The 21,290-nt window shown below is 36.9% G+C and carries 14 protein-coding genes; 10 read left to right on the top strand and 4 right to left on the bottom strand.

Annotation, left to right across the window (positions count from 1 at the left end):
- The first annotated feature begins 291 nt into the window (after positions 1–291).
- From LNP19_RS09340 to LNP19_RS09385, 10 genes are all read left to right on the top strand, one after another.
- Positions 292–2,289, top strand: coding sequence for a beta-mannosidase (locus LNP19_RS09340; protein WP_230061666.1), 1,998 nt, complete (start codon positions 292–294; stop codon positions 2,287–2,289).
- Positions 2,290–2,440: 151 nt separating this feature from the next.
- The gene (locus tag LNP19_RS09345; RefSeq protein WP_230061667.1) at positions 2,441–4,720 is read left to right on the top strand and encodes a GH92 family glycosyl hydrolase; all 2,280 of its coding nucleotides are present in this window, start codon (positions 2,441–2,443) and stop codon (positions 4,718–4,720) included.
- A gap of 29 nt (positions 4,721–4,749) precedes the next feature.
- On the top strand, positions 4,750–5,607 hold the full coding sequence (locus LNP19_RS09350) for an endonuclease/exonuclease/phosphatase family protein (protein WP_230061668.1): 858 nt from the start codon (positions 4,750–4,752) through the stop codon (positions 5,605–5,607).
- Positions 5,608–5,696: 89 nt separating this feature from the next.
- Positions 5,697–7,985 (top strand): GH92 family glycosyl hydrolase, encoded by a 2,289-nt coding sequence (locus LNP19_RS09355; RefSeq protein WP_230061669.1) that lies wholly within the window; start codon positions 5,697–5,699, stop codon positions 7,983–7,985.
- A gap of 6 nt (positions 7,986–7,991) precedes the next feature.
- Entirely contained in the window at positions 7,992–9,452 is a 1,461-nt protein-coding gene (locus LNP19_RS09360) for a glycoside hydrolase family 125 protein (RefSeq protein WP_230061670.1), read from the top strand.
- A gap of 64 nt (positions 9,453–9,516) precedes the next feature.
- Positions 9,517–10,404, top strand: a complete 888-nt coding sequence (locus LNP19_RS09365) for a glycoside hydrolase family 16 protein (RefSeq protein WP_230061671.1) — start codon at positions 9,517–9,519, stop codon at positions 10,402–10,404.
- 41 nt (positions 10,405–10,445) lie between these two features.
- Positions 10,446–12,755, top strand: a complete 2,310-nt coding sequence (locus LNP19_RS09370) for a glycoside hydrolase family 20 protein (protein ID WP_230061672.1) — start codon at positions 10,446–10,448, stop codon at positions 12,753–12,755.
- 138 nt (positions 12,756–12,893) lie between these two features.
- Positions 12,894–13,838 carry an ROK family protein gene (locus LNP19_RS09375; protein ID WP_230061673.1) on the top strand — a complete coding sequence of 315 codons (945 nt, stop codon included), beginning with the start codon at positions 12,894–12,896 and terminating at the stop codon, positions 13,836–13,838.
- A gap of 20 nt (positions 13,839–13,858) precedes the next feature.
- The gene (locus LNP19_RS09380) at positions 13,859–14,854 is read left to right on the top strand and encodes an isoaspartyl peptidase/L-asparaginase family protein (RefSeq protein WP_230061674.1); all 996 of its coding nucleotides are present in this window, start codon (positions 13,859–13,861) and stop codon (positions 14,852–14,854) included.
- A 7-nt stretch (positions 14,855–14,861) separates the two neighbouring features.
- Positions 14,862–15,536 carry a copper homeostasis protein CutC gene (locus tag LNP19_RS09385; protein WP_230061675.1) on the top strand — a complete coding sequence of 225 codons (675 nt, stop codon included), beginning with the start codon at positions 14,862–14,864 and terminating at the stop codon, positions 15,534–15,536.
- Between the two features lie 152 nt (positions 15,537–15,688).
- Here the strand turns inward: LNP19_RS09385 and nagB are convergent, their stop codons facing one another.
- The 4 genes from nagB to LNP19_RS09405 all read right to left on the bottom strand — a co-directional run bounded on the left by nagB (position 15,689) and on the right by LNP19_RS09405 (position 21,193).
- Entirely contained in the window at positions 15,689–17,617 is a 1,929-nt protein-coding gene (nagB, locus tag LNP19_RS09390; RefSeq protein WP_230061676.1) for a glucosamine-6-phosphate deaminase, read from the bottom strand.
- A gap of 39 nt (positions 17,618–17,656) precedes the next feature.
- Positions 17,657–19,039, bottom strand: coding sequence for a sugar MFS transporter (locus tag LNP19_RS09395; protein ID WP_230061677.1), 1,383 nt, complete (start codon positions 19,037–19,039; stop codon positions 17,657–17,659).
- Between the two features lie 172 nt (positions 19,040–19,211).
- Positions 19,212–20,087, bottom strand: a complete 876-nt coding sequence (locus LNP19_RS09400; RefSeq protein ID WP_230061678.1) for a sugar phosphate nucleotidyltransferase — start codon at positions 20,085–20,087, stop codon at positions 19,212–19,214.
- A 29-nt stretch (positions 20,088–20,116) separates the two neighbouring features.
- Positions 20,117–21,193, bottom strand: a complete 1,077-nt coding sequence (locus tag LNP19_RS09405; protein ID WP_230061679.1) for a GHMP family kinase ATP-binding protein — start codon at positions 21,191–21,193, stop codon at positions 20,117–20,119.
- Positions 21,194–21,290: the final 97 nt, after the last annotated feature.

A 21,290-nucleotide genomic window follows, 5' to 3' on the forward strand; every position in this document is an offset into this window, starting at 1 on the left:
CGGCTTATTTTTAATAATAAAAGTAGTATTTCGATGATTGAAGGGCTGATATAGGTCTGGTTATTCAAAAAGTGATAGAAAATGTTTTTAATTCTCTTCTTTTTGCATAAAAACTAAAAATGTTTCCTGCAAACAAAATAGAATTTTTAAGCGAGTCGCTTTTAAATAACAAACCGAAAAAGCCATTTAGGTTTATTTACGAATGCTTTTATACTTATCTAAGCTTGTCTTTAGTAAATTTGGAGAAAAAGACAGCTTGAGATTATATATGAATATTAAAATGCCATAATAATGAAATGTAAAAAAGGCTTTTATTGGTTAATTGTCATTTGCTTGACAAATTTGTCTTTGGTGGTTAATGCCCAAAATAATACGGTCGTTTTAAAAAACGGTTGGCAATTTCGCCAGCTGGGAACCACAAAATGGAATGCTGCGACGGTACCTGGGGAGGTTCATACTGATTTGTTGAATAACAAATTAATTCCGGATCCGTATTACCGTGACAACGAGAAAAAACTGCAATGGATTGAAAAAGAAAATTGGGAATATGAAACTTCTTTTTCAGTAAGTCAGGCAAGCCTAAAGCAAAAGCACGCAGAATTGGTTTTTGACGGACTGGATACTTACGCAAGTGTTTATCTTAATGGCAAATTGATACTGAAAGCCGATAATATGTTTCGCCAATGGAAAGCGGATGTAAAATCAATTTTGCGTTCGGGGGATAATCAATTAAGAATTGTATTTCAATCAGCACAAAATGTTGTTGATTCATTGGCTAAGAAAGACCTGCCATTTGTAATACCGGATAATCCTCGCGCTTATGTACGCAAAGCACAATATCATTTTGGTTGGGATTGGGGACCAAAATTAACCACTTGCGGCGTTTGGAAAGAAATAAGATTGGAAACCTATAATCAAAAGGCCAAGGAGAAAGAATATGTTCCAAGCCGCAAAATAGAATTGGTACAGCAACCGGATAGCATCGGGAAATCCTTTTATTTTAAAATAGATGGTAAGCCGGTTTATATGAAAGGGGCTAATTATATCCCATCGGATGCACTGCTTTCGCGCATGACCAAAAAAGAATACGAGAAAGTGATAAAAATGGCTAAGGATGCCAATATGAACATGCTTCGTATTTGGGGAGGCGGGATTTATGAAGACGACTATTTTTATGATTTATGCGATAAATACGGAATCAATGTTTGGCAGGATTTTATGTTTGCTGGAGCAATGGTTCCAGGGGACAAAGCCTTTTTTGACAATGTTAGGGAAGAAGTTAAATACCAGGTAAAACGTTTACGCCATCACAAGAGTATTGTTTTATGGTGTGGTAATAATGAAATAGATGAGGCATTCAAAAATTGGGGTTGGCAAAAATCGATGAAAATGTCCAAACAAGATTCCACTCGTTTGTGGAAAGACTATGTTCGTTTGTTCCAAGATAGTATTCCGAAATGGGTAAAGGAAGTAGATCCTACAAGACCTTATACAAGTAGCTCTCCTTTATTTGGATGGGGTCGAAAACAAAGTATAACCGAAGGAGACAGCCATTATTGGGGAACCTGGTGGGGATTAGAAGATATTGAAGTTGTTCAAAATAAAACCGGCCGTTTTGTCAGCGAATATGGTATGCAAGCCATGCCAAATTATTCAACGACAAAGAAAATTACCTTAGAAGAAGACCGTCATTTGTATTCGGATGTATTGAAAGCGCATCAAAAAGCAGGAAATGGATTTACTAAGTTGAATTCCTATTTGCATCGTTATTTTAAAGACACTACAAATGTAAAGACTTGGTCAGTGAAAGATTATACTTATTTGACACAGTGTTTACAGCATTATTCGTTCAAGAATATCATTGGAGTTCACCGCTCAAAGGAACCTTATAATATGGGAACCTTGTTGTGGCAATTGAATGATTGTTGGCCAGTAGCCAGCTGGAGTATTACAGATTATTACAATCGTCAGCCCAAAGCCGCTTGGTATGCCGTGAAAGAAGCATACAGAGACGATGTGAGACCAGTGGTTGACTTTAGTCGTCCAATTAATATGAACTTAGAGGATCCGAAAATTAGCTGGAAAGTAAAAGGAAATGAGATTATCCTAACAGCTACCAAAGATGCCAAATACGTCTATGTAGAAATTGAAGGTTATTCAGGGAAATTGAGTGATAATTATATGGATTTGAAGGCCGGAAAAGAAGTGAAAATTTCATTTGAAGGCAAAATAAACAAACCACTTATTACCGTTATGTCTTTGTACGAAGTCCTCAACAGATGCAAATAGAGGGAGTGGTCAGTGGTCAGTTTTCAGTGAGAACAGCTCCAAATTAAAAAGCGGTTTTTATTTCTGCAAGGTTTTTTTTGAACCTTGTAGGTATATTTTCAAAGAAGATCTTTTCAGTAAATTCAAAATGCTATTAATAATAAAATAAAAAATGATGTTTACAAAATACAGCAAGATAGCTTACTCGGGAATTGCCGTGCTTGGCCTATTGTTTACCCAACCGGTATTTGCGCAAGCGAAAATCAAAAAACAAGCTACTTTAGATTACAGTCAATATGTTGATCCCTTAATTGGTTCAGCCGGACACGGCCATGTTTTTGTTGGTGCCAATGTACCTTTTGGTGCGGTTCAACTAGGACCAGCCAACGTTTTTGAAGGTTGGGATTGGTGTAGCGGTTATAATTATGCCAGTAATACTATATTGGGTTTTACCCATACGCATTTGAGCGGGACTGGAATTGGTGATTTAAATGATATTCTTTTGTTGCCGGTTACAGGAAAAGTACCACTTACCAAGGGAACCAAAGAAAACATGGAACAGGGTTACGGTTCTTACTTTTCGCATAAAAACGAAATAAGCAAAGCGGGTTATTACAGTGTTTTGTTGGATAAATATAAAATTAAAGCCGAATTAACCGCATCTGAAAGAGTGGGATTCCATAAATATTCTTTCGACTCAGCGGATGATTCTCATATTTTACTGGATCTGGCCGATGGTCTTGGTTGGGATAAACCAATGAAAACATTTATCAAAAAAACGGGAAAAAATAGCTTAGTAGGATATCGCCTTTCAAAAGGATGGGCCGATGATCAAAGAGTGTTTTTTGCAATCGAATTTTCAGAACCTATTGTAAATATGGCTTTATATGACAGTATTTCGAGTGTAAAAGGCAATGAAGGTGAAGCCGTTCGAATGAAAGCGGTTCTCGATTTTAATTTAAAAAAAGGAAAAACCATTCTGGTTAAAGTAGGAATTTCTCCGGTAAGTTATGAAAATGCTTTAGCCAATATAAAAACCGAAATTCCACATTGGGATTTTGCAAAAACGGTCCAACAAGCCAAAACAAAATGGAATGCAGAATTAAACAAGATTCAGATTAAGGCTGACGAAGAAACAAAGAAGGTTTTTTACACAGGCTTGTACCATACGATGTTTGCGCCATCAATTTTTAACGATGTCAATGGCGATTACAGAGGAACGGATAAAAAAGTATATGAAAAAGCAGGTTTTACAAATTACACCACTTTTTCACTTTGGGATACCTACCGCGCTTTGCATCCATTATACACGATAACACAGCCGGATAAAATCAATGATATTGTAAAATCTTTTTTGGCTATTTATCAGCAACAAGGCAGATTGCCAGTTTGGCATTTGATGGGGAACGAAACCAATACCATGAATGGAAACCATTCGATAGCCGTTATTGTAGATGCCTATATGAAAGGATTTAGAGATTATGATGTTAATCTTGCTTATGAAGCGATCAAAAAAACCTCGATGCAAACCCGCGCCGGTATGAATTATGCTCAAAAATTGGAATATATTCCTGCTGATGTAGAACTTGAGAGCGTTGGTAATGCTTTGGAATATGCTATTGACGATTGGTGCGTTGCTCAAATGGCAAAGGCCATGAACAAGCAAGACGATTATGAGTATTTTTCCAAAAGAGCTAAATTATATGAACTTTACTTCGACTCGAAAACTGAGTTCATGAGAGGGAAATTAAAAAACGGACAATGGCGCGAGCCGTTCAATCCGCTAGCGTCTTCGCATCGTGAGGATGATTATGTTGAAGGAAATGCCTGGCAATACACTTGGTTAGTTCCCCAAGATCCATATGGTTTGATAAAATTATTTGGTAGCGAAGAAAAATTTACTAAAAAACTGGATTCTTTGTTTACCCAACAAGAAGGAGTGGTAGGCGATAATGCTTCACCGGATATTAGCGGTTTTATAGGGCAATATGCACAAGGAAATGAACCGAATCATCATATTCCGTATTTGTATGCTTATGTGGGTCAACCTTGGAAAACGGCCAAATTAATACACGAAATTGCCGATAAATTTTATACCTCAAAACCGGACGGTCTTTGTGGAAACGAAGATTTGGGACAAATGTCGGCTTGGTACATTCTTTCTTCCATGGGATTCTATTCGGTTAATCCGGCCAATGGTATTTATGTTTTGGGAAGTCCCTTGGTTGAAACCGCGACTATCAACCATAAAAATGGATTGTCTTTCAAAATGACTGCGATTAATTATAACAAAGAAAACATCTACATTCAAAAAGCGGAATACAAAGGAAAACCATACACAAAATCGTATATCACTCAAGAAATGATTGTAAAAGGAGGAGAGTTGAAATTGTATATGGGAAGTACCCCTTCAACAACTTGGGGTGTAAAAAAAGAAGACAGACCATTGTAGATTTAAGAAAGCTGACGATTTTATAAGGTATGAGAAAAATAGTGATTATTACGGGTTTGCTTTTCGGTTTTGTAACAGCAGTTGCACAAACTAAAACTCATACGGATTTGAATATAATGACTTTCAATATTCGTTATGACAATCCAGATGATGGTTTAAATAATTGGAAATTTAGGAAAGAAAGCGCAATAAAATTAATTCGTTTTCAGGAAGTTGATGTACTGGGAGCACAGGAAGTGCTTTCGAATCAATTAAAAGATATGTCTACTCAATTACAGGAATATGTTGCTATTGGCGTAGGGCGTGAAGATGGGAAAGAAAAAGGAGAATACAGTCCAATTTTGTACAAAAAGGATAAGTTCGCACTGATTAAGTCGGGTTATTTTTGGTTGAGTGAAACTCCGGAAAAACCTTCAAAAGGCTGGGATGCCGCCTGTGAGCGTATTGCAACTTGGGCACAGTTGAGAGACAAAGCCACAGGGATGAAGTTTTTTGTGCTCAATACGCATTTTGATCATATTGGTACAGTTGCAAGAGAAGAAAGCGTCAAATTGATACAACGCAAAACGGCCGAATTAAGTGAAGGCTTGCCACAAATTGTAATGGGAGATTTTAATGCTAATCCCGAATCAAGTGTGGTTCAAGGAATAATTCGTCCTACAAATTTGATTGCCCTTTTTGACTCTAAAAAAAGAGCTTCATTAGTTTATGGTCCAGATTGGTCTTTTCATGATTTTGGAAGAATCCCTTTTGCAGAAAGACCTTTAATCGATTATATCTTTATAAGTAAAAATATAAAAGTACTTAAATATGGTGTATTGGCCGAAACGGTAAATGAGTATTTTTTATCAGATCATACGCCCGTATTGGTTAAAGTTTCTCTGTAAGAAGAGATGCGGATTCGTTTTTTAGAAAACTGAAATTTAAAGAATAATTAGAAGAGTTTAATTTATAACACTCCATTAAAATGATAATAATGAGAAAAAAGAATTTATTTTTTTTCGGATTAGTATTTTTATGTTTGGTCTCCAAGGCACAAAATAAAACTTTCGATCCAGTTGGATATGTAAATCCTTTGATGGGAACCCAATCGGTTCACAGTCTTTCTAACGGGAATACCTATCCTGCCATTGCCCGACCTTGGGGAATGAATTTCTGGACGCCACAAACCGGTAAAATGGGAGACGGTTGGATTTATACCTATACAGCCGAAAAAATTCGCGGATTTAAACAAACCCACCAACCATCGCCATGGATGAACGATTACGGACAGTTTTCGATCATGCCGGTAACAGGAAAAATAGTTTTTACCGAAGACGAAAGAGCAAGTTGGTTCAGTCATAAATCAGAGATCGTAAAACCTCATTATTACAGCGTTTATCTGGCCGATTATGATGTGACCACTGAGATAACAGCTACGGAACGTGCAGCACATTTTCAGATTACTTTTCCTGAAAATGAGCAATCTTCTGTGGTTATTGATGCTTTTGACAAAGGATCTTACATAAAAATAATCCCATCCGAAAATAAAATTATGGGTTATACTACCAGAAATAGCGGCGGGGTTCCATCTAATTTCAAAAACTATTTTGTGTTGGTATTCGATAAACCATTTGCATCGAATTATACTTGGCATGACAAGGTTTTAGAGAATAATAAGTTAGAATTGACAGATAATCATGTAGGCGCGGTAGTTAGTTTTAAAACCAGAAAAGGAGAAAAAGTGAATGTGCGAGTGGCTTCTTCCTTTATTAGTTTTGAACAAGCGGAACTGAATTTAGCTTCTGAACTAGGGAAGGCTTCTTTTGAAGAAACCGTTGCAGACTCTAAAAAAGAATGGAACAAAGTGCTTGAAAAAGTTAGCGTTGAGGGCGGGACAGATGAACAATTAAAAACCTTCTATTCCTGCTTGTACCGTACGGTTTGTTTTCCTCAGAAACATTATGAAATAGATGCTAGCGGAAAAATAATGCATTACAGCCCTTATAATGGCCAAGTGTTACCGGGTTATATGTATGCTGGAACCGGTTTTTGGGATACTTTTCGTGCTTTGTATCCATTGTTAAATTTAGTTTATCCTTCGATTAATAAAGAAATGCAGGAAGCTTTGATTAACGATTATAAGGAAGGCGGTTTTTTACCGGAATGGTCCAGTCCGGGTTTTAGAAATGTAATGGTGGGGAACAATTCGGCATCGGTAGTTTCTGATGCTTATATGAAAGGCTTACGTGGCTATGACATTAATACCTTGTATCAAGCTTTGTTACACGGAGCCAATAATGAAGGGCCAATGGATGCCGTAGGCCGAAAAGGAGTGGGCTATTACAATACTTTGGGCTATGTGCCTTATGATGTAAAAATCAATGAAAACGCGGCTCGAACTTTGGAATACGCTTACGATGATTTTGCCATTTGGAAATTAGCGAAAGCCCTAAAACGTCCGAAGAAAGAAATCAATTTGTTCGAAAAACGAATGATGAATTATAAGAATGTTTTTGATCCAAAAATCGGACTTATGAGCGGAAGAAATAAAGATGGAAGTTTCCCCGCTAATTTCAATCCATTCAAATGGGGAGATGCTTTTACCGAAGGGAATAGCTGGCATTACAGTTGGAGCGTTTTTCACGATGTTCAGGGATTGATCGATTTAATGGGCGGTGCAAGCAAATTCACTGACAAATTAGATTCGGTATTTAGCATGCCACCCATTTTTGACGAAAGTTATTATGGATCGGTTATTCATGAAATTCGTGAAATGCAAATTATGAACATGGGACAATATGCCCACGGAAATCAACCGATTCAGCACATGATTTATTTATACAATTATGCAGGCCAACCTTGGAAAACGCAGTATTGGGCCAGAGAAGTAATGAATCGTTTGTATAAACCGGAGGCCGATGGCTATTGTGGTGATGAAGATAACGGACAAACTTCGGCTTGGTATGTTTTCTCGGCTATGGGTTTTTATCCGGTTTGTCCCGCAACGGATGAATATGTTTTGGGTGCGCCTTTGTTCAAGAAAGTGACTTTAAATTTAGAAAATGGTAAGCAACTCATCATAAAGGCTGAAAATAATTCTGACACAAATAAATATGTCGAAGAATTGAAGTGGAACAATACCACTTATGACAAGAATTATCTCAATCATTTTGATTTACTCAAAGGAGGCACTTTAAATTTTAAAATGATCGATATAGCTAACCAAAAAAGAGGAACTTCGGAGACGAGTTTTCCTTATTCTTATTCAGTACACAAAAAATAAAACACTATGCAATCAAGAAGAAAATTTATAAAAAACACGGGAATTTTATCAGCAGGATTATTGGCATTACAATCACAAGTCTTTGCTTCAGAATCCACTATTTTTAATTTTCCAATGAAAGATTTTGTCAGCAAACGTCCTCCATTGGCCGAGAGAAAATTTACCAGTAAGGCAATCGAAGCGGCTATCGTTAGAATCAAAAAACAAATAGCCAATCCTGAATTGGCTTGGTTGTTTGAAAATTGTTTTCCAAATACTTTGGACACCACGGTCGATTTTGAAATCATCGACGGAAAACCGGATACCTACGTGATTACGGGTGATATTGATGCAATGTGGTTGCGCGACAGTACGGCTCAAATTTGGCCTTATCTTCCATTTGTTAAAGAAGATCCTAAACTTAGAGAACTCATAAAAGGAGTAATTAACCGCCAGACAAAATGTATTTTATTGGATCCTTATGCCAATGCTTTTTATAAAGATTTCAGTCATATAAGCGAGTGGAAGGATGACATGACTAAGATGCAACCGGGAATTCACGAGCGAAAATGGGAGATTGACAGCCTGTGTTATCCTATTCGATTGGCGCATGAATATTGGAAAAATACCGGAGACATCAGCATGTTTGATGCCGATTGGAAAAAGTCTATGGAACTGGTTTTGCAAACATTCAAAGAGCAACAACGTTGGGAAAACAAAGGACCTTATACCTTTCAGCGCACCACAGCTTGGGCTACTGATGGCGTTCCATTAAGTGGTTATGGCTATCCGGTAAAACCTTGCGGATTGATTGTTTCAACTTTTAGACCAAGTGATGACAGTACCTTATTTGGCTATTTGATTCCGAGTAATATGTTTGCCATAGAAGTTTTGGGTTATTTAGAAGAGATGTTCTCCTCAGCAAAATTAAAGGATGCTGAAATGGTGCGTAAAGCCAGTGAATTAAGAAAACAAGTAGAAAAAGGACTGCAAGAGCAAGGGATTATTGAGCATCCAAAATTTGGAAAAATCATTGCTTTTGAAGTAAACGGCTACGGAAGTTTTCACATGATGGATGATGCCAATGTCCCTTCGATATTATCCCTTCCTTATTTGGGAGCTATTGCTGCTGATGATCAATTGTACTTAAATACCAGAAAACTGGTGCTTTCAGAAAATAATCCGTTTTTCTACAAAGGAAAAGCAGGAGAGGGAATTGGAGGACCGCATACTGGAGCCGATACTATTTGGCCAATGAGTATTATTCTCAGAGCCATTACGAGTGTAGATGAAAATGAGATAAAAAATTGTATCAGTACTTTGATAAAAACTCATGCCAATACGGGTTTTATGCACGAATCCTTCCATAAAGATGATGCGATGCAGTTTACCCGCAAATGGTTTGCTTGGGCAAATACATTATTTGGCGAATTGATTGTAAACACAAGTATCAATCATCCTCAAATTTTGAGTAATAGGGACATATAATTTTGAAATAGAACTTCTTTTTTTGCACTTTAAAAAGAGAAATTATAACTATAAAAAGTAAAAAATGAACCAAAAAAGCAATTCTGGGAACAACAAAGGAAATTTTCTTATTTCGAACTTGTTTTTTGTGCTACTGTTGATTTCTGTTAATTCTTTAAACGCGCAGAAAAAGGAGAAATGGAAATTAGTTTGGAAAGAAGAGTTCAATTATACCGGACTTCCAAATCCTAAAAAATGGGGTTATGAAGTGGGGCACATTCGCAATAACGAACAACAATATTATACCAATGCCCGAAAAGAGAATGTCTGGGTAAGTAATGGAGTTCTTTCCATAACAGGTAGAAAAGAAATTTATCCGAACGAATCCTTTAAAAAAGGAAGTGAGGACTGGAAAACCAAAGATTCAACAGCACAATATACATCGGCAAGTATCAATACACTTGGTAAAGCGGTCCCGATAGCTATCGGGAGGAAATACGGCAGAATCGAGGTCAAAGCCAAGCTTCCTCATGGCGGAGGAATTTGGCCGGCAATTTGGATGATGGGAACCAATAGAACAGAAGTTGGTTGGCCAAAATGTGGCGAAATTGATGTCATGGAGTTTATCGGCAATCAGCCAAAAAATATTTACGGAACCATTCATTATCCTGATCCTATTGCTAAAGGAAATAAATCAAACGGGAATAAGATTATTGCAGAAAATCTCGATAGTGATTTTCATGTTTATGCCATCGAATGGAACGAACAAACGATTGATATTTATTTTAATGACAACAAATACCATAGTTTTTCAATTGATACTGCGGGTGAGGGAGTAGATAATCCGTTTCGAAAACCGTTTTATTTATTGTTGAATCTGGCTATGGGAGCCAACTGGCCAGGTCCGATTGACGATACCATCTTGCCACAACAATTTTTAGTTGATTATGTGAGAGTTTACCAGAAAAAATAATTTAGATAGTACAAAATATACCCCAATTTAATAAGAAGATAATGAGAAAAACCATTCTATTAACCGCTTTACTATTCTCTGTGTTGCTACAGGCACAACAAGCCGTTCCTATCATTCCGCAGCCATTGAGTCTGGAAATGAAAGAAGGCAGCTTTATAATTGATAACAAAACATCGGTAAAGATTCCTAAAAATGATAAAGCCACCGCTGATGTGGTTCATTTCTTTACTGAATATGTGAAAAAAGTTAGCGGTTTCGAATTGAAAACCAATACGGGAAAAGGAAAGACCATAGCTTTTAGTATCGAAAAAAATAAAGAAATAGGAGAGGAAGGCTATTTGATTTCAGTAAATCCCAATGAAATTTCAGTTAAAGCTAATACTTCTAAAGGCTTGTTTTATGGAGTTCAGTCCTTACTACAAACCTTACCTTTGATCAGAACCAATGATTTAGTGCAAATTCCATCTATGGAAATCAAGGATTATCCTCGTTTTGGATGGAGAGGAATGATGCTGGATGTGAGCCGTCACTTCTTTTCGACTGATTTGGTAAAAGAATTCATTGATTTGTTGGCAACCTATAAAATGAATGTCTTTCATTGGCATTTAGTTGATGGCGCCGGATGGCGTTTAGAAATTAAAAAATATCCAAAATTGACCCAACAAGCCGCTTGGCGTGTTGATGATTGGGGGAAATCTTGGAACTGGGCTGAGGTACAGTTTAACGCCGACAGAAGTCAATCTACTTACGGAGGTTATTATACGCAGGAGCAAGCTAAGGATATTGTGGCTTACGCCAAAGCAAGAAATATTACCGTAGTTCCAGAAATCGAGATGCCGGGTCACTCTGAGGCTGCAATGGCTGCTTATCCAGAGCTTTCTTGTAATCCTAAAAATACATTTGCTCAAACAGGAAATTTCTATGCTTCTAAAGTAGAAAGTAATTATTGCGCAGGAAATGATCAAGCCTTTGACTTTTTACAGGATATTTTAGTTGAGGTTATGGCTATTTTCCCATCGAAATATATTCATGTTGGAGGTGATGAGGTTGACAAAAAAAGCTGGAAAAACTGTCCTAAATGCCAGGCCAGAATGAAAAAAGAGAACTTGAAAGATGAAAAGGAATTACAAAGTTATTTCATTCGTCGAATGGAAAAATTCATCGTTTCGAAGAATAGAAAAATGATTGGTTGGGACGAAATCCTAGAAGGAGGATTAGCTCCTGAAGCTACCGTTATGAGCTGGCAAGGAGAAGCAGGCGGAATTGAAGCAGCTAAAATGGGACATGATGTGATCATGACGCCGGGCTATCCGCTTTATTTTGACCATTATCAAGGTGATCCAGAAACAGAGCCTTTGGCAATTGGAGGTTTTAATACCTTGAAAAAAGTATATAATTACGAACCAATTCCAGTAGAATTGACTGCCGAAGAAGGAAAAAGAGTGCTAGGGTCTCAAGCGAATCTATGGACGGAATACGTACCCACTTACGAACACGTAGAGTATATGATCTTACCTCGTATGCCCGCATTAGCAGAAGTGTTGTGGTCTTCAAAAGAAAGTCGCAATTGGACAAATTTCAACCAACGTTTACAACCGCATTTGGTGGGTTATGAACAAAGAGGACTTCATTATTCCAAAGGGAATTATAAAGTAGATATCAAGCCAATTGTAGCTAACAATTCACTTTCTATAGCTTTGGAAACCGAGAATGCTGACGGAGTGATCTATTACACAACTGATGGTAGTATACCTACAATTGCTAGTATGAAATATGAGAAACCTTTTGAGGTTACAACTTCTATGACGGTAAAAGCGGTTATGGCTTTGAACGGTAAAGTGATGAACCTAAAACCAGCAGAGCAATCATTTACATTTAACAAAGCTACCGGAAAAACGGTAAAATACGATACGGCTAACAGTCGTTATTATCCAGCTAATGGTGCTAATACGCTGACAGACGGTTTTAGAGGAACTAAAGACATTGGAAAACAATGGCATGCTTTCAACGGCAGCGATATGGTGGCTACAATTGATTTTGGCACTGCTGTGACAGCTAGCAGTATTTCCTTAGGTTGTATTCAAAATTGGGGACAATGGGTGTTTTTTCCACAATGGGTAAAATTTGAAATATCGGCAGACGGGATCAATTTCAAAGAAATAAAGACGGTCATGAATACAGTTCCTGTTGATGCAAGAGATACACAAATCATGGATTTTTCTAGCCAATTTGCTAGTCAAAAAGTGAAAGCAGTTCGTGTTACTGCCAAAAACTTAGGCAAATGTCCTCCTGGACATGCGGGAGAAAATCAAGCTTCTTGGTTGTTTGTAGATGAGATTATTGTAGAGTAAAAAAAAGTATGAAAAACAGAATAGCTTTTACTTTTGAGCAAGAAGTTGAATAAAGAAATAGTTATGTGACCATGATGATTGAATACTTAAACGAGGTATTGAGTTTTTAAATGGAGCATGTACAATTAATTAAGATAAATGAAAAATATATTCGCTATTGGATTAGATATAGGTGGGAGTCACATTACAGCTGGAGTTATTGCTGTAAATGAAATGAAATTGATCGAAGTCTCCTTGTACAAAGAATCATTTGATTCTAATCTTCAGGCTGATCAAGTTATGGATATTTGGGAAAGAGTAATCCGTACTTCATGGAAAAATTCCGGAGTCGAGGAATTCCAAGGTATTTCAGCATGCATGCCTGGTCCATTTGATTATAAAAAAGGTATTTGTTGGATAAAGGGGCAAACTAAGTATGAACATTTTTACGGTTTGGATGTTCGGAAATTAATCCAGGAAAGATTGAATTTGTCGGATGATTTTCCTGTTCTTTTTGAAAATGATGCCGATTGTTTTGGAAAAGGAGAAGTTTTTAAAAACACTGAGAATCGTTCTAAAAAAGTGATGGCTGTAACACTTGGGACCGGGCTTGGAGCTTGCTTTATAGACAAAGCAGAAGCGATTACCGCCGGCAATCAGGTGCCAACAGATGGTGAATTGTATAATACTCTTTACAAAGACAGCATAGCCGAGGATTATGTTTCTGCTCGCGGATTGATTGCGTCCTACTATAAATTAAGTGGTACCAAAAGGAGCTCAGGACTGGAAATTTTTAATTTGGCAACGGCCGGAGATGAAATTGCAGCGCAAGCTTTTCGTAATTTTGGCGAAGATTTAGCTGCAATTGTTGCCCCTTGGTTAAAAACTTTTGAAGCGGAATGTTTTATCATAGGAGGAAAGATTGCAAACGCAAGTAGCTTTTTCTTGCCCGCTTTTGAAGAAAAATTAAAAGAAGAAGACTGTAATATTCCTATTTTAATTTCTTCCGATAATGAAATAGCAGCCTTATTAGGTGCAACAAGTTTACTATATAAAAACTATTTTAATCAAGATGAATCTGCTTTTAGTGATCTAAAGAAGTAGAGTCAATAAATAGAAATAAGATGAATAATCGTAGGAATTTTATTAAAACGGCGGCTGTTGCTTCTGTAGCGGTGGCATTGAATTCTTTTGGCAGCAAGCCTGAAGAAGAAGAGGATAAATTGCCAAGAAAAGGACGAAAACCTATTGTGCTTTCTACTTGGAATTTTGGACTTCAAGCCAATGAAGCCGCTTGGGAAGTACTTAAAAGCAACGGACGCGCATTGGATGCAGTTGAAGCAGGTGTAAAAATTCCTGAAGGTGATCCTAAAGAACGTAGTGTGGGTTACGGTGGAAGACCGGACAGGGACGGACGTGTAACCTTAGACGCATGTATTATGGATGAGCAAGCCAATATTGGTTCGGTGGCATGTTTGGAGTTTATTAAACATCCTATTTCGGTGGCGAGAGGAGTTATGGAAAAAACTCCACATGTGATGTTAGTAGGTGATGGAGCATTGCAATTTGCCCTTTCACAGGGTTTTAAAAAAGAAAACTTATTAGTTGAACAGTCTGAAAAAGAATGGAAAGAATGGTTGAAAACAAGCCAATATAAACCTATTGCTAATATCGAAAATCACGATACCATCGGGATGATTGCTTTGGATGCTAGTGGAAATCTTTCCGGAGCCTGTACTACCAGCGGAATGGCATACAAAATGCATGGACGAGTAGGGGATTCTCCTATTATCGGTGCGGGTTTGTATGTCGATAACGAAATTGGAGCCGCAACCGCCACTGGTCATGGAGAGGAAGTGGTTCGAATTTCGGGTTGCCATCTGGTTGTTGAATTGATGCGTCAAGGCAAATCGCCACAAAAAGCATGTGAAGAGGCTGTTGCCCGAATCATAAAATTAACCAAGAACAGAAACAAGGAATTAAAAGACATTCAGGTAGGTTTTATAGCCTTGAACAAGCAAGGAGAATATGGATCTTATTGTATTCAGGGAGGTTTTAATTATGCCGTTCATGACGATACTGGAAACCGTTTGATTGATGCCGATTATTTTTTAAAATAAATTTAAAATGAATAAATTAGAAATTGCGTGTTTTAATCTAGAATCGGCCATTATAGCCCAAGAAAACGGAGCAGATTGTGTCGAATTATGTGCCAATATGAAAGAAGGCGGAACCACTCCTGATTTTAAAATTACCGAACAAGCCCGAAAAAAATTATCGATTAAATTGAATGTAATGATTCGTCCTCGTGGTGGAGATTTTGTTTATTCGGAAGCCGAATATGAACAAATGAAATCTGAAATTATACAGTTCAAAAAACTGAATGTCGATGGTTTTGTTTTTGGGATTTTAGATAAAAACGGTAACGTTAATATAAAGCAAAATAATGAATTAGTAGCTTTGGCCAATCCGATTCCTTGTACTTTTCATCGTGCTTTTGATGTGTTAAATACGGTGTATGAATCGCTTGAATCAATAATAGAATGCGGTTTTAAAACGATATTGACCTCTGGACAAGAAAAAAATGTGCTTGAAGGAATTGATGTATTGACAGAATTAGTTAGAAAAGCCAATAATCGAATTGTTATTATGCCTGGCGGCGGATTGCGCTCGTCGAATATTGGTTTGTTAAAAGAAAAAACGAACGCTATTTTTTACCATTCTTCGGCTATTGTTGATCCAGGTGAAACTGCTAACGGAGAGGAAGTAAAGGCTTTGAAAACGAGTTTGGAACAATTTTAGGCTCTTGTGTGATAATGAAAATAGAAGAGCCGATTTTAATGTGATTCTTCGAAAATAAAAAATCGTCCGTAAAAATCAACTTCGTTTGAATGAAGTAGATTTTTAGGACGAATTTTTTATTGAAATAATGTTAGTACTCTATCGGCTTTTTGTTAGAATTCCCATCTTACAAAAGCTTCCATTGCTGCATAAGAGGACATTCCTAATTGATCGTACAATACTGCCGTTTCTCTGTTTCTATCTTCGGCTCTTTGCCAAAATTCTCTAGCATCAGATCCTTGGAATACCACACCGTCTTTTTGAGATTGGTGCTTGAAGATTCCATGTCTTTTTGCCAATACTTGGTCTGGACTCATTGGAACAGCCATTTCGATTTCGTCAATTCCCCATTCTTGCCAAGCCCCTCTGTACAACCAAACCCAGCAATCATTCATGAAATCTTTCGATTTTAGATTTTTAACGGCTTCAAAAATAGCATCCAAACATACTTTATGCGTTCCATGTGGATCGGCTAAATCTCCGGCTGCATAGATTTGATGCGGTTTTATTTTTTCGATAAGTTCCATGGTCAATTCGATATCTGCTGTACCTAAAGGCTTTTTCTCGATAGCTCCAGTTTCATAGAAAGGAAGTTCCATAAAATGAATTTGCTCGTCAGGAAGACCCACAAAATGGCTCGTAGCACGTGCTTCTCCTTTTCGAATTAAGCCTTTCAAATAGCGAACTTCAGGAATATCTATTTCGCTATTTTTTTTGTTTTTAAGGAATTCGATCGATTTTTTATAGATGTTTTCTGCTTCTGGGCTTTTTATTCCAAATTTATCGTTGTAATCCAATACAAATCGAGCAAATCGTATGGCCTCATCATCAGCAACGGCAATATTCCCTGAAGTTTGATAGGCAACATGAACTTCGTGTCCTTGCTGTTGCAATCTCATAAAAGTACCACCCATACTGATAATGTCATCATCTGGATGCGGACTGAAGATCAATACTTTTTTTCTTGCAGGCTCTGCTCTTTCTGGTCTGTTAGTATCATCCGCATTCGGTTTACCTCCAGGCCATCCCGTGATGGTGTTTTGTAATTTATTGAATATTTTGATGTTAATGTCGTAAGCCGGACCCGAATCAGCCAATAAATCGCTCATCCCGTTCTCAATATAATCGGCATCGGTAAGCATCAAGATTGGTTTTTTCAAATCAAGTGCCAAACCTAAAACGGCTTTTCTAGTTAATTTGTCTGTCCAAACGATTTTTTCAACTAGCCAAGGAGTATTGATTCTAGTCAGTTTTGAAGAAGCCTCTTTGTCTAAAACAAAAACGGCATTATTATGCTCTTGCAAAAATGAAGCTGGAATTTGGTTGGTCACCTGACCTTCAACTGACTTTTTAATAATGGCCGATTTTCCTTCTCCCCAAGCCATCAAAATAACTCGTTTGGCTTCCATTATTTTCTTTACCCCTAGTGTGATTGCTGTTCTAGGAGTATTGCTTAAACCTGAGAAATCTTTACTTGCTGCTACTCTGGTGATGTGGTCTAATGCTACTAATCTTGTTTTAGAGTTTTGCAAAGAACCCGACTCATTGAATCCAATGTGTCCATTTCCTCCAATTCCTAATATTTGTAAATCGATACCACCCAGGGCTTCGATTTTTTCTTCATAAGTGGTACAATAATTAGCAATTTCTTCTTTGGATAAGGTTCCATCAGGAATATTGTAATTCTCAGGTAAAATATCCACATGGTCTAACAACAATTCTTTCATAAATCGCACGTAGCTATTTATGGAATCGGGTTCCATCGGATAATATTCATCTAAGTTGAATGTAATTACATTTTTGAAACTAAGTCCTTCCTCTTTGTGCAGACGCACTAGCTCGGCATACAATCCCTTTGGCGAAGAACCTGTTGCTAATCCTAACACACAGGATTCATTATTTTCTTGTTTTGACTTAATAAGGGCCGCAATTTCTTGGGCTACGGCTTTGGAAGCCGCTGTTGAGTTTTCAAAAACTACCGTATCGGTATTTTCGAATCTCTTTTCAAAACCTGTCGCTTTGTCTATATTACTTTTTAACATCGTCAGTTTATTTTATGTTGTGGTATTTAGTATTAGGTATTATTTTTTTGACCAAGTTCTGTATTTATGTCCTTTGAACGCAAAGAATATGATCATCATATAAGCCGGTAATAGCATTGAATAAGCGATTTGATTTCCACTTTTTGCTGTTTCAGCAACACCATTTATTTGGTTAGCTGAATTGATTGTTTCTACCAAAGAGCCATAAACTAATGGAAAAACGGCTCCTCCTATGATTCCCATGATCAAGATAGCACTGGCTATTTTTGTATATCCTCCTAAGTCCTGTAAAGCCATTGGCCAAATAGCTGGCCAGCAAAGAGCGTTTGCAAGTCCTAGAAGTGCTACTAATAGAATAACTAATGGTAAAGAAGGAATTCCTGGCAATTGAACCATAATATTTGGAGAAATAGTTACAATTAAAATTACTAAAATAAAACCTAAAATACCAGAAGCTTTTAAGGCTTGAACTTGAGAAACATATTTTGGAATTAATGTAATTCCTAAGATATAACCTACTACCATGGCTGTCATGGTAAAGGAAGTTAGTTTTAAATAAAAATTACCATTTTCACCGTAAACCCCTAATTGCTTACCAAAACTACCTATAGAATCTCCAGCCAAAACTTCGGCGGCAAGGTATAACATTAAGGTGATCACACCTAAAACTAATTGCGGATATTGGAACGCATTTTTTATTTGTTTAAAAATACTCATGTGAGCCACATTTCCATCTTCATCTAGGTCAATTTCAGGCAAAGGTGACAATTTAACGAATAAAGCCAAAACTAGGATCACTAGTCCCATGTATATATAGGGAGTTTGCAGTTGTAAAGCTAAGGTATCTAATGCTGCAGATCGGGCAACACTGTCAAGAGCTGCAATTTTATCGGCAGTATAATCCTGCATATTTGACAAGACTAAAGCGGTCAATACTAGAGGAGCGATGAATCCGGCTAATTTATTAGCGATTCCCAATACACTAATTCTCGCTGCTGCACTTTCTCTAGGGCCAATTACAACAACATAAGGATTAGCAGCAGTTTGCAAAATAGCCAAACCAGTTCCCATTACAAACAAGGCGATTAGAAATAAAACAAAAGTTCGGCTCTCAGCAGCGGGATAAAACATAAATGCACCAAGCGCAATGACAATTAAGCCAAGTGAAACCCCATTTTTATAACCTACTTTTTCAATGACCCAAGAAGAAGGAATTGCCATAACAAAATAGGCGATGTAAAAAGCAAAAGCAACAAAATAAGCTTGAGATTCAGTCAATTCACAAGCTAATTCAAAAAACGGGATCAGTGGTCCGTTTAACCAGGTTACAAAACCTAAAATAAAAAATAATGCGGTTAAAATAACCATCGGAATCAACGCACTGCCCTGATTCTTGTTAATTGTACTTTCAATTTTTGACATCTATATTTGTTTTAAAGTAGTAGTTAAATAAGCCTATTTTATGTATTAAAAATCAAAAATACCTTAAAAATCTAATATGGTTTAGTTACTAGATGAAAAACAGTTTAGAATTATCTTTTGTTTATTTTTTCGGAGGTATTTTTTTTAAAAGTGTTTTTTTTTATTCCTTTTTTTACACATTCCAATCTAATTGTGGATAGTGTGTTTTTAAATATTCTTTTACTTCGGCAATATCTTCTTTTGCTGTTAAGTCAGGAACATGCTCCGAAAATGGAATTCCCAAAGCAATATTGCCAGCTTCTTTTAATGAATTCAATAGTACGGTAGGAAGTTCTTTCTCGTCTCTTTCTGGGTGTACAGGACAATTTTTTAGATAAGGATATAGTACTTTTCCTTTGAATTTAAAAGCATTCATACTTACTCTTAATTTTCCTTCAGAATCTTTGTATTCTTCTAAAACATCAGCTGAAGGTTTCTCAAGAATATCCACAAGACAGTTGTTTTCATTAAGTTTTGCAATAGCAAAACGAGAAATTCGTTCCAATGGGAATTCCATTGCGTCTCTGTCATAACTTATAAATGCATTAGGACTCTCTGTTTCTCTAAGTGCTAATAGGGCAGCAGTTGAATACAGATTGTCACTATTACAAACCGAATAATATTGAGAATTTAGTTCAGGATATTGTTCTACCGCTTGAAGTAAAGCATCTGCGGTACCAAATGGTTTTACTCTTCCTTCCGGGATATATTGGGTAGCAAAAGAGATGTTTAGACCATGAAAATCATTATTCGTGTTTTCACTTCCATAAAATTCTTTGAATAAATCTCCTTGCTCGCCTATGATGATGTAAATGTTTTTATACCCAGCTCTTTTAGCATTTAATAAAAGATAGTCTAATAACGGTCTGCCATTTGGGCCAACACCAATAAGCCCTTTACTTCTTTCGTTAGCTTGTGCAATTTCTTCTTCGCTTAAATTGTCTAATACAACCTGCTTTTTCATTCTTGAAGAAGCGCCACCGGCTAAAATGATTAAATTATTATGCATAATTAGTTCTTTATAGATTTAATGTAATTTTAAAGTATTCTTGATCCCGGATCAACAGTTACGGCATAAGCTTCAACTGCACCCGCAGCTAGTAAAGCTTCGACAACAGGAGCTTCATTTCCTGGCTCGGCCATGACTACAATGCTTCCACCGCCTCCTGATCCAACAATTTTAGCTCCATAAGCACCGGCTTTTAATGCGGCATTAATCATGGCATCTATCCTTGGAACAGTTATTTTTAATAAATCTCTTAATACAGCGTGATGTTGGTTCATCAATGCTCCAATCTTTTTTAAATCAAGAGATGGTTTTTGAAATTCAATTAAAGCCATTCGGGTATAATGATGATTTTTGATGGCTGCTTCGAAGAAAGGAATTAAACGATCCGGTAGATAATTACGGTATTTGTCAAGGTCTTCTATTTCAGTTTGCTGTAAATTAAAATTTGGAAAACTTTGTTTGATAGTACCTATTGCTAACAAGGCATTTCCTTTTAAATCGCCAATCAAACCGATTGTTTCTTTAGGAACACCCGAAACTCCTGTGATAAGACCGCCTAACTCAGTGCCAATAATAGTAAATGAAAAAGGATCACGGGTATCAATGTGTACAATATTACCAACACCAATGCTGTAATGATCCATCATTCCTCCAGGTTCTCCATGCTCTACCACTTCAGATAAATAGCCCATCCTGGAAATGAATTCAGGTGTAATTTCTTCATTCACGCCATAAGCAGTCACCAAAAAATTAATCCAAGCCAACAACAAAGCCGAAGAGCTTGAGGTTCCTGAATTGATTGGGATATTTCCGTTTACTGTGATGTCATAGCCAACATTTGGAATACAACCCTGTCTTCTGAGAACTCTTAAAGAAGAGGCAAAGTAATCACGCGGTTCTAATTTTGTAAAAGTTGCATTGATGTCTATAACTCTAATTTGGTCAATATCGACCATGTTTATTCTAAATTCACCAGTGTTGTTTTGTACTGCTGTTAATTTGATGTTTCTACTTATTGCACAGGCGATAACAGGTAGCCCTAGATAATCTTGATGATCTCCAAAAAGACAGGTTCTGCCTGGTGCCAATGATATGATTTCCTTCACTTTAGATGTGTTAAAATATTACTAAATAGCTTTTTATGCTGTTAATCTTTGTTGTTATTTTTATTTTTTATTGAGTTTGAGAACACGAAACTATAGA

The sequence above is a fragment of the Flavobacterium acetivorans genome, from assembly GCF_020911885.1.
In the GTDB taxonomy this organism is placed as follows: domain Bacteria; phylum Bacteroidota; class Bacteroidia; order Flavobacteriales; family Flavobacteriaceae; genus Flavobacterium; species Flavobacterium acetivorans.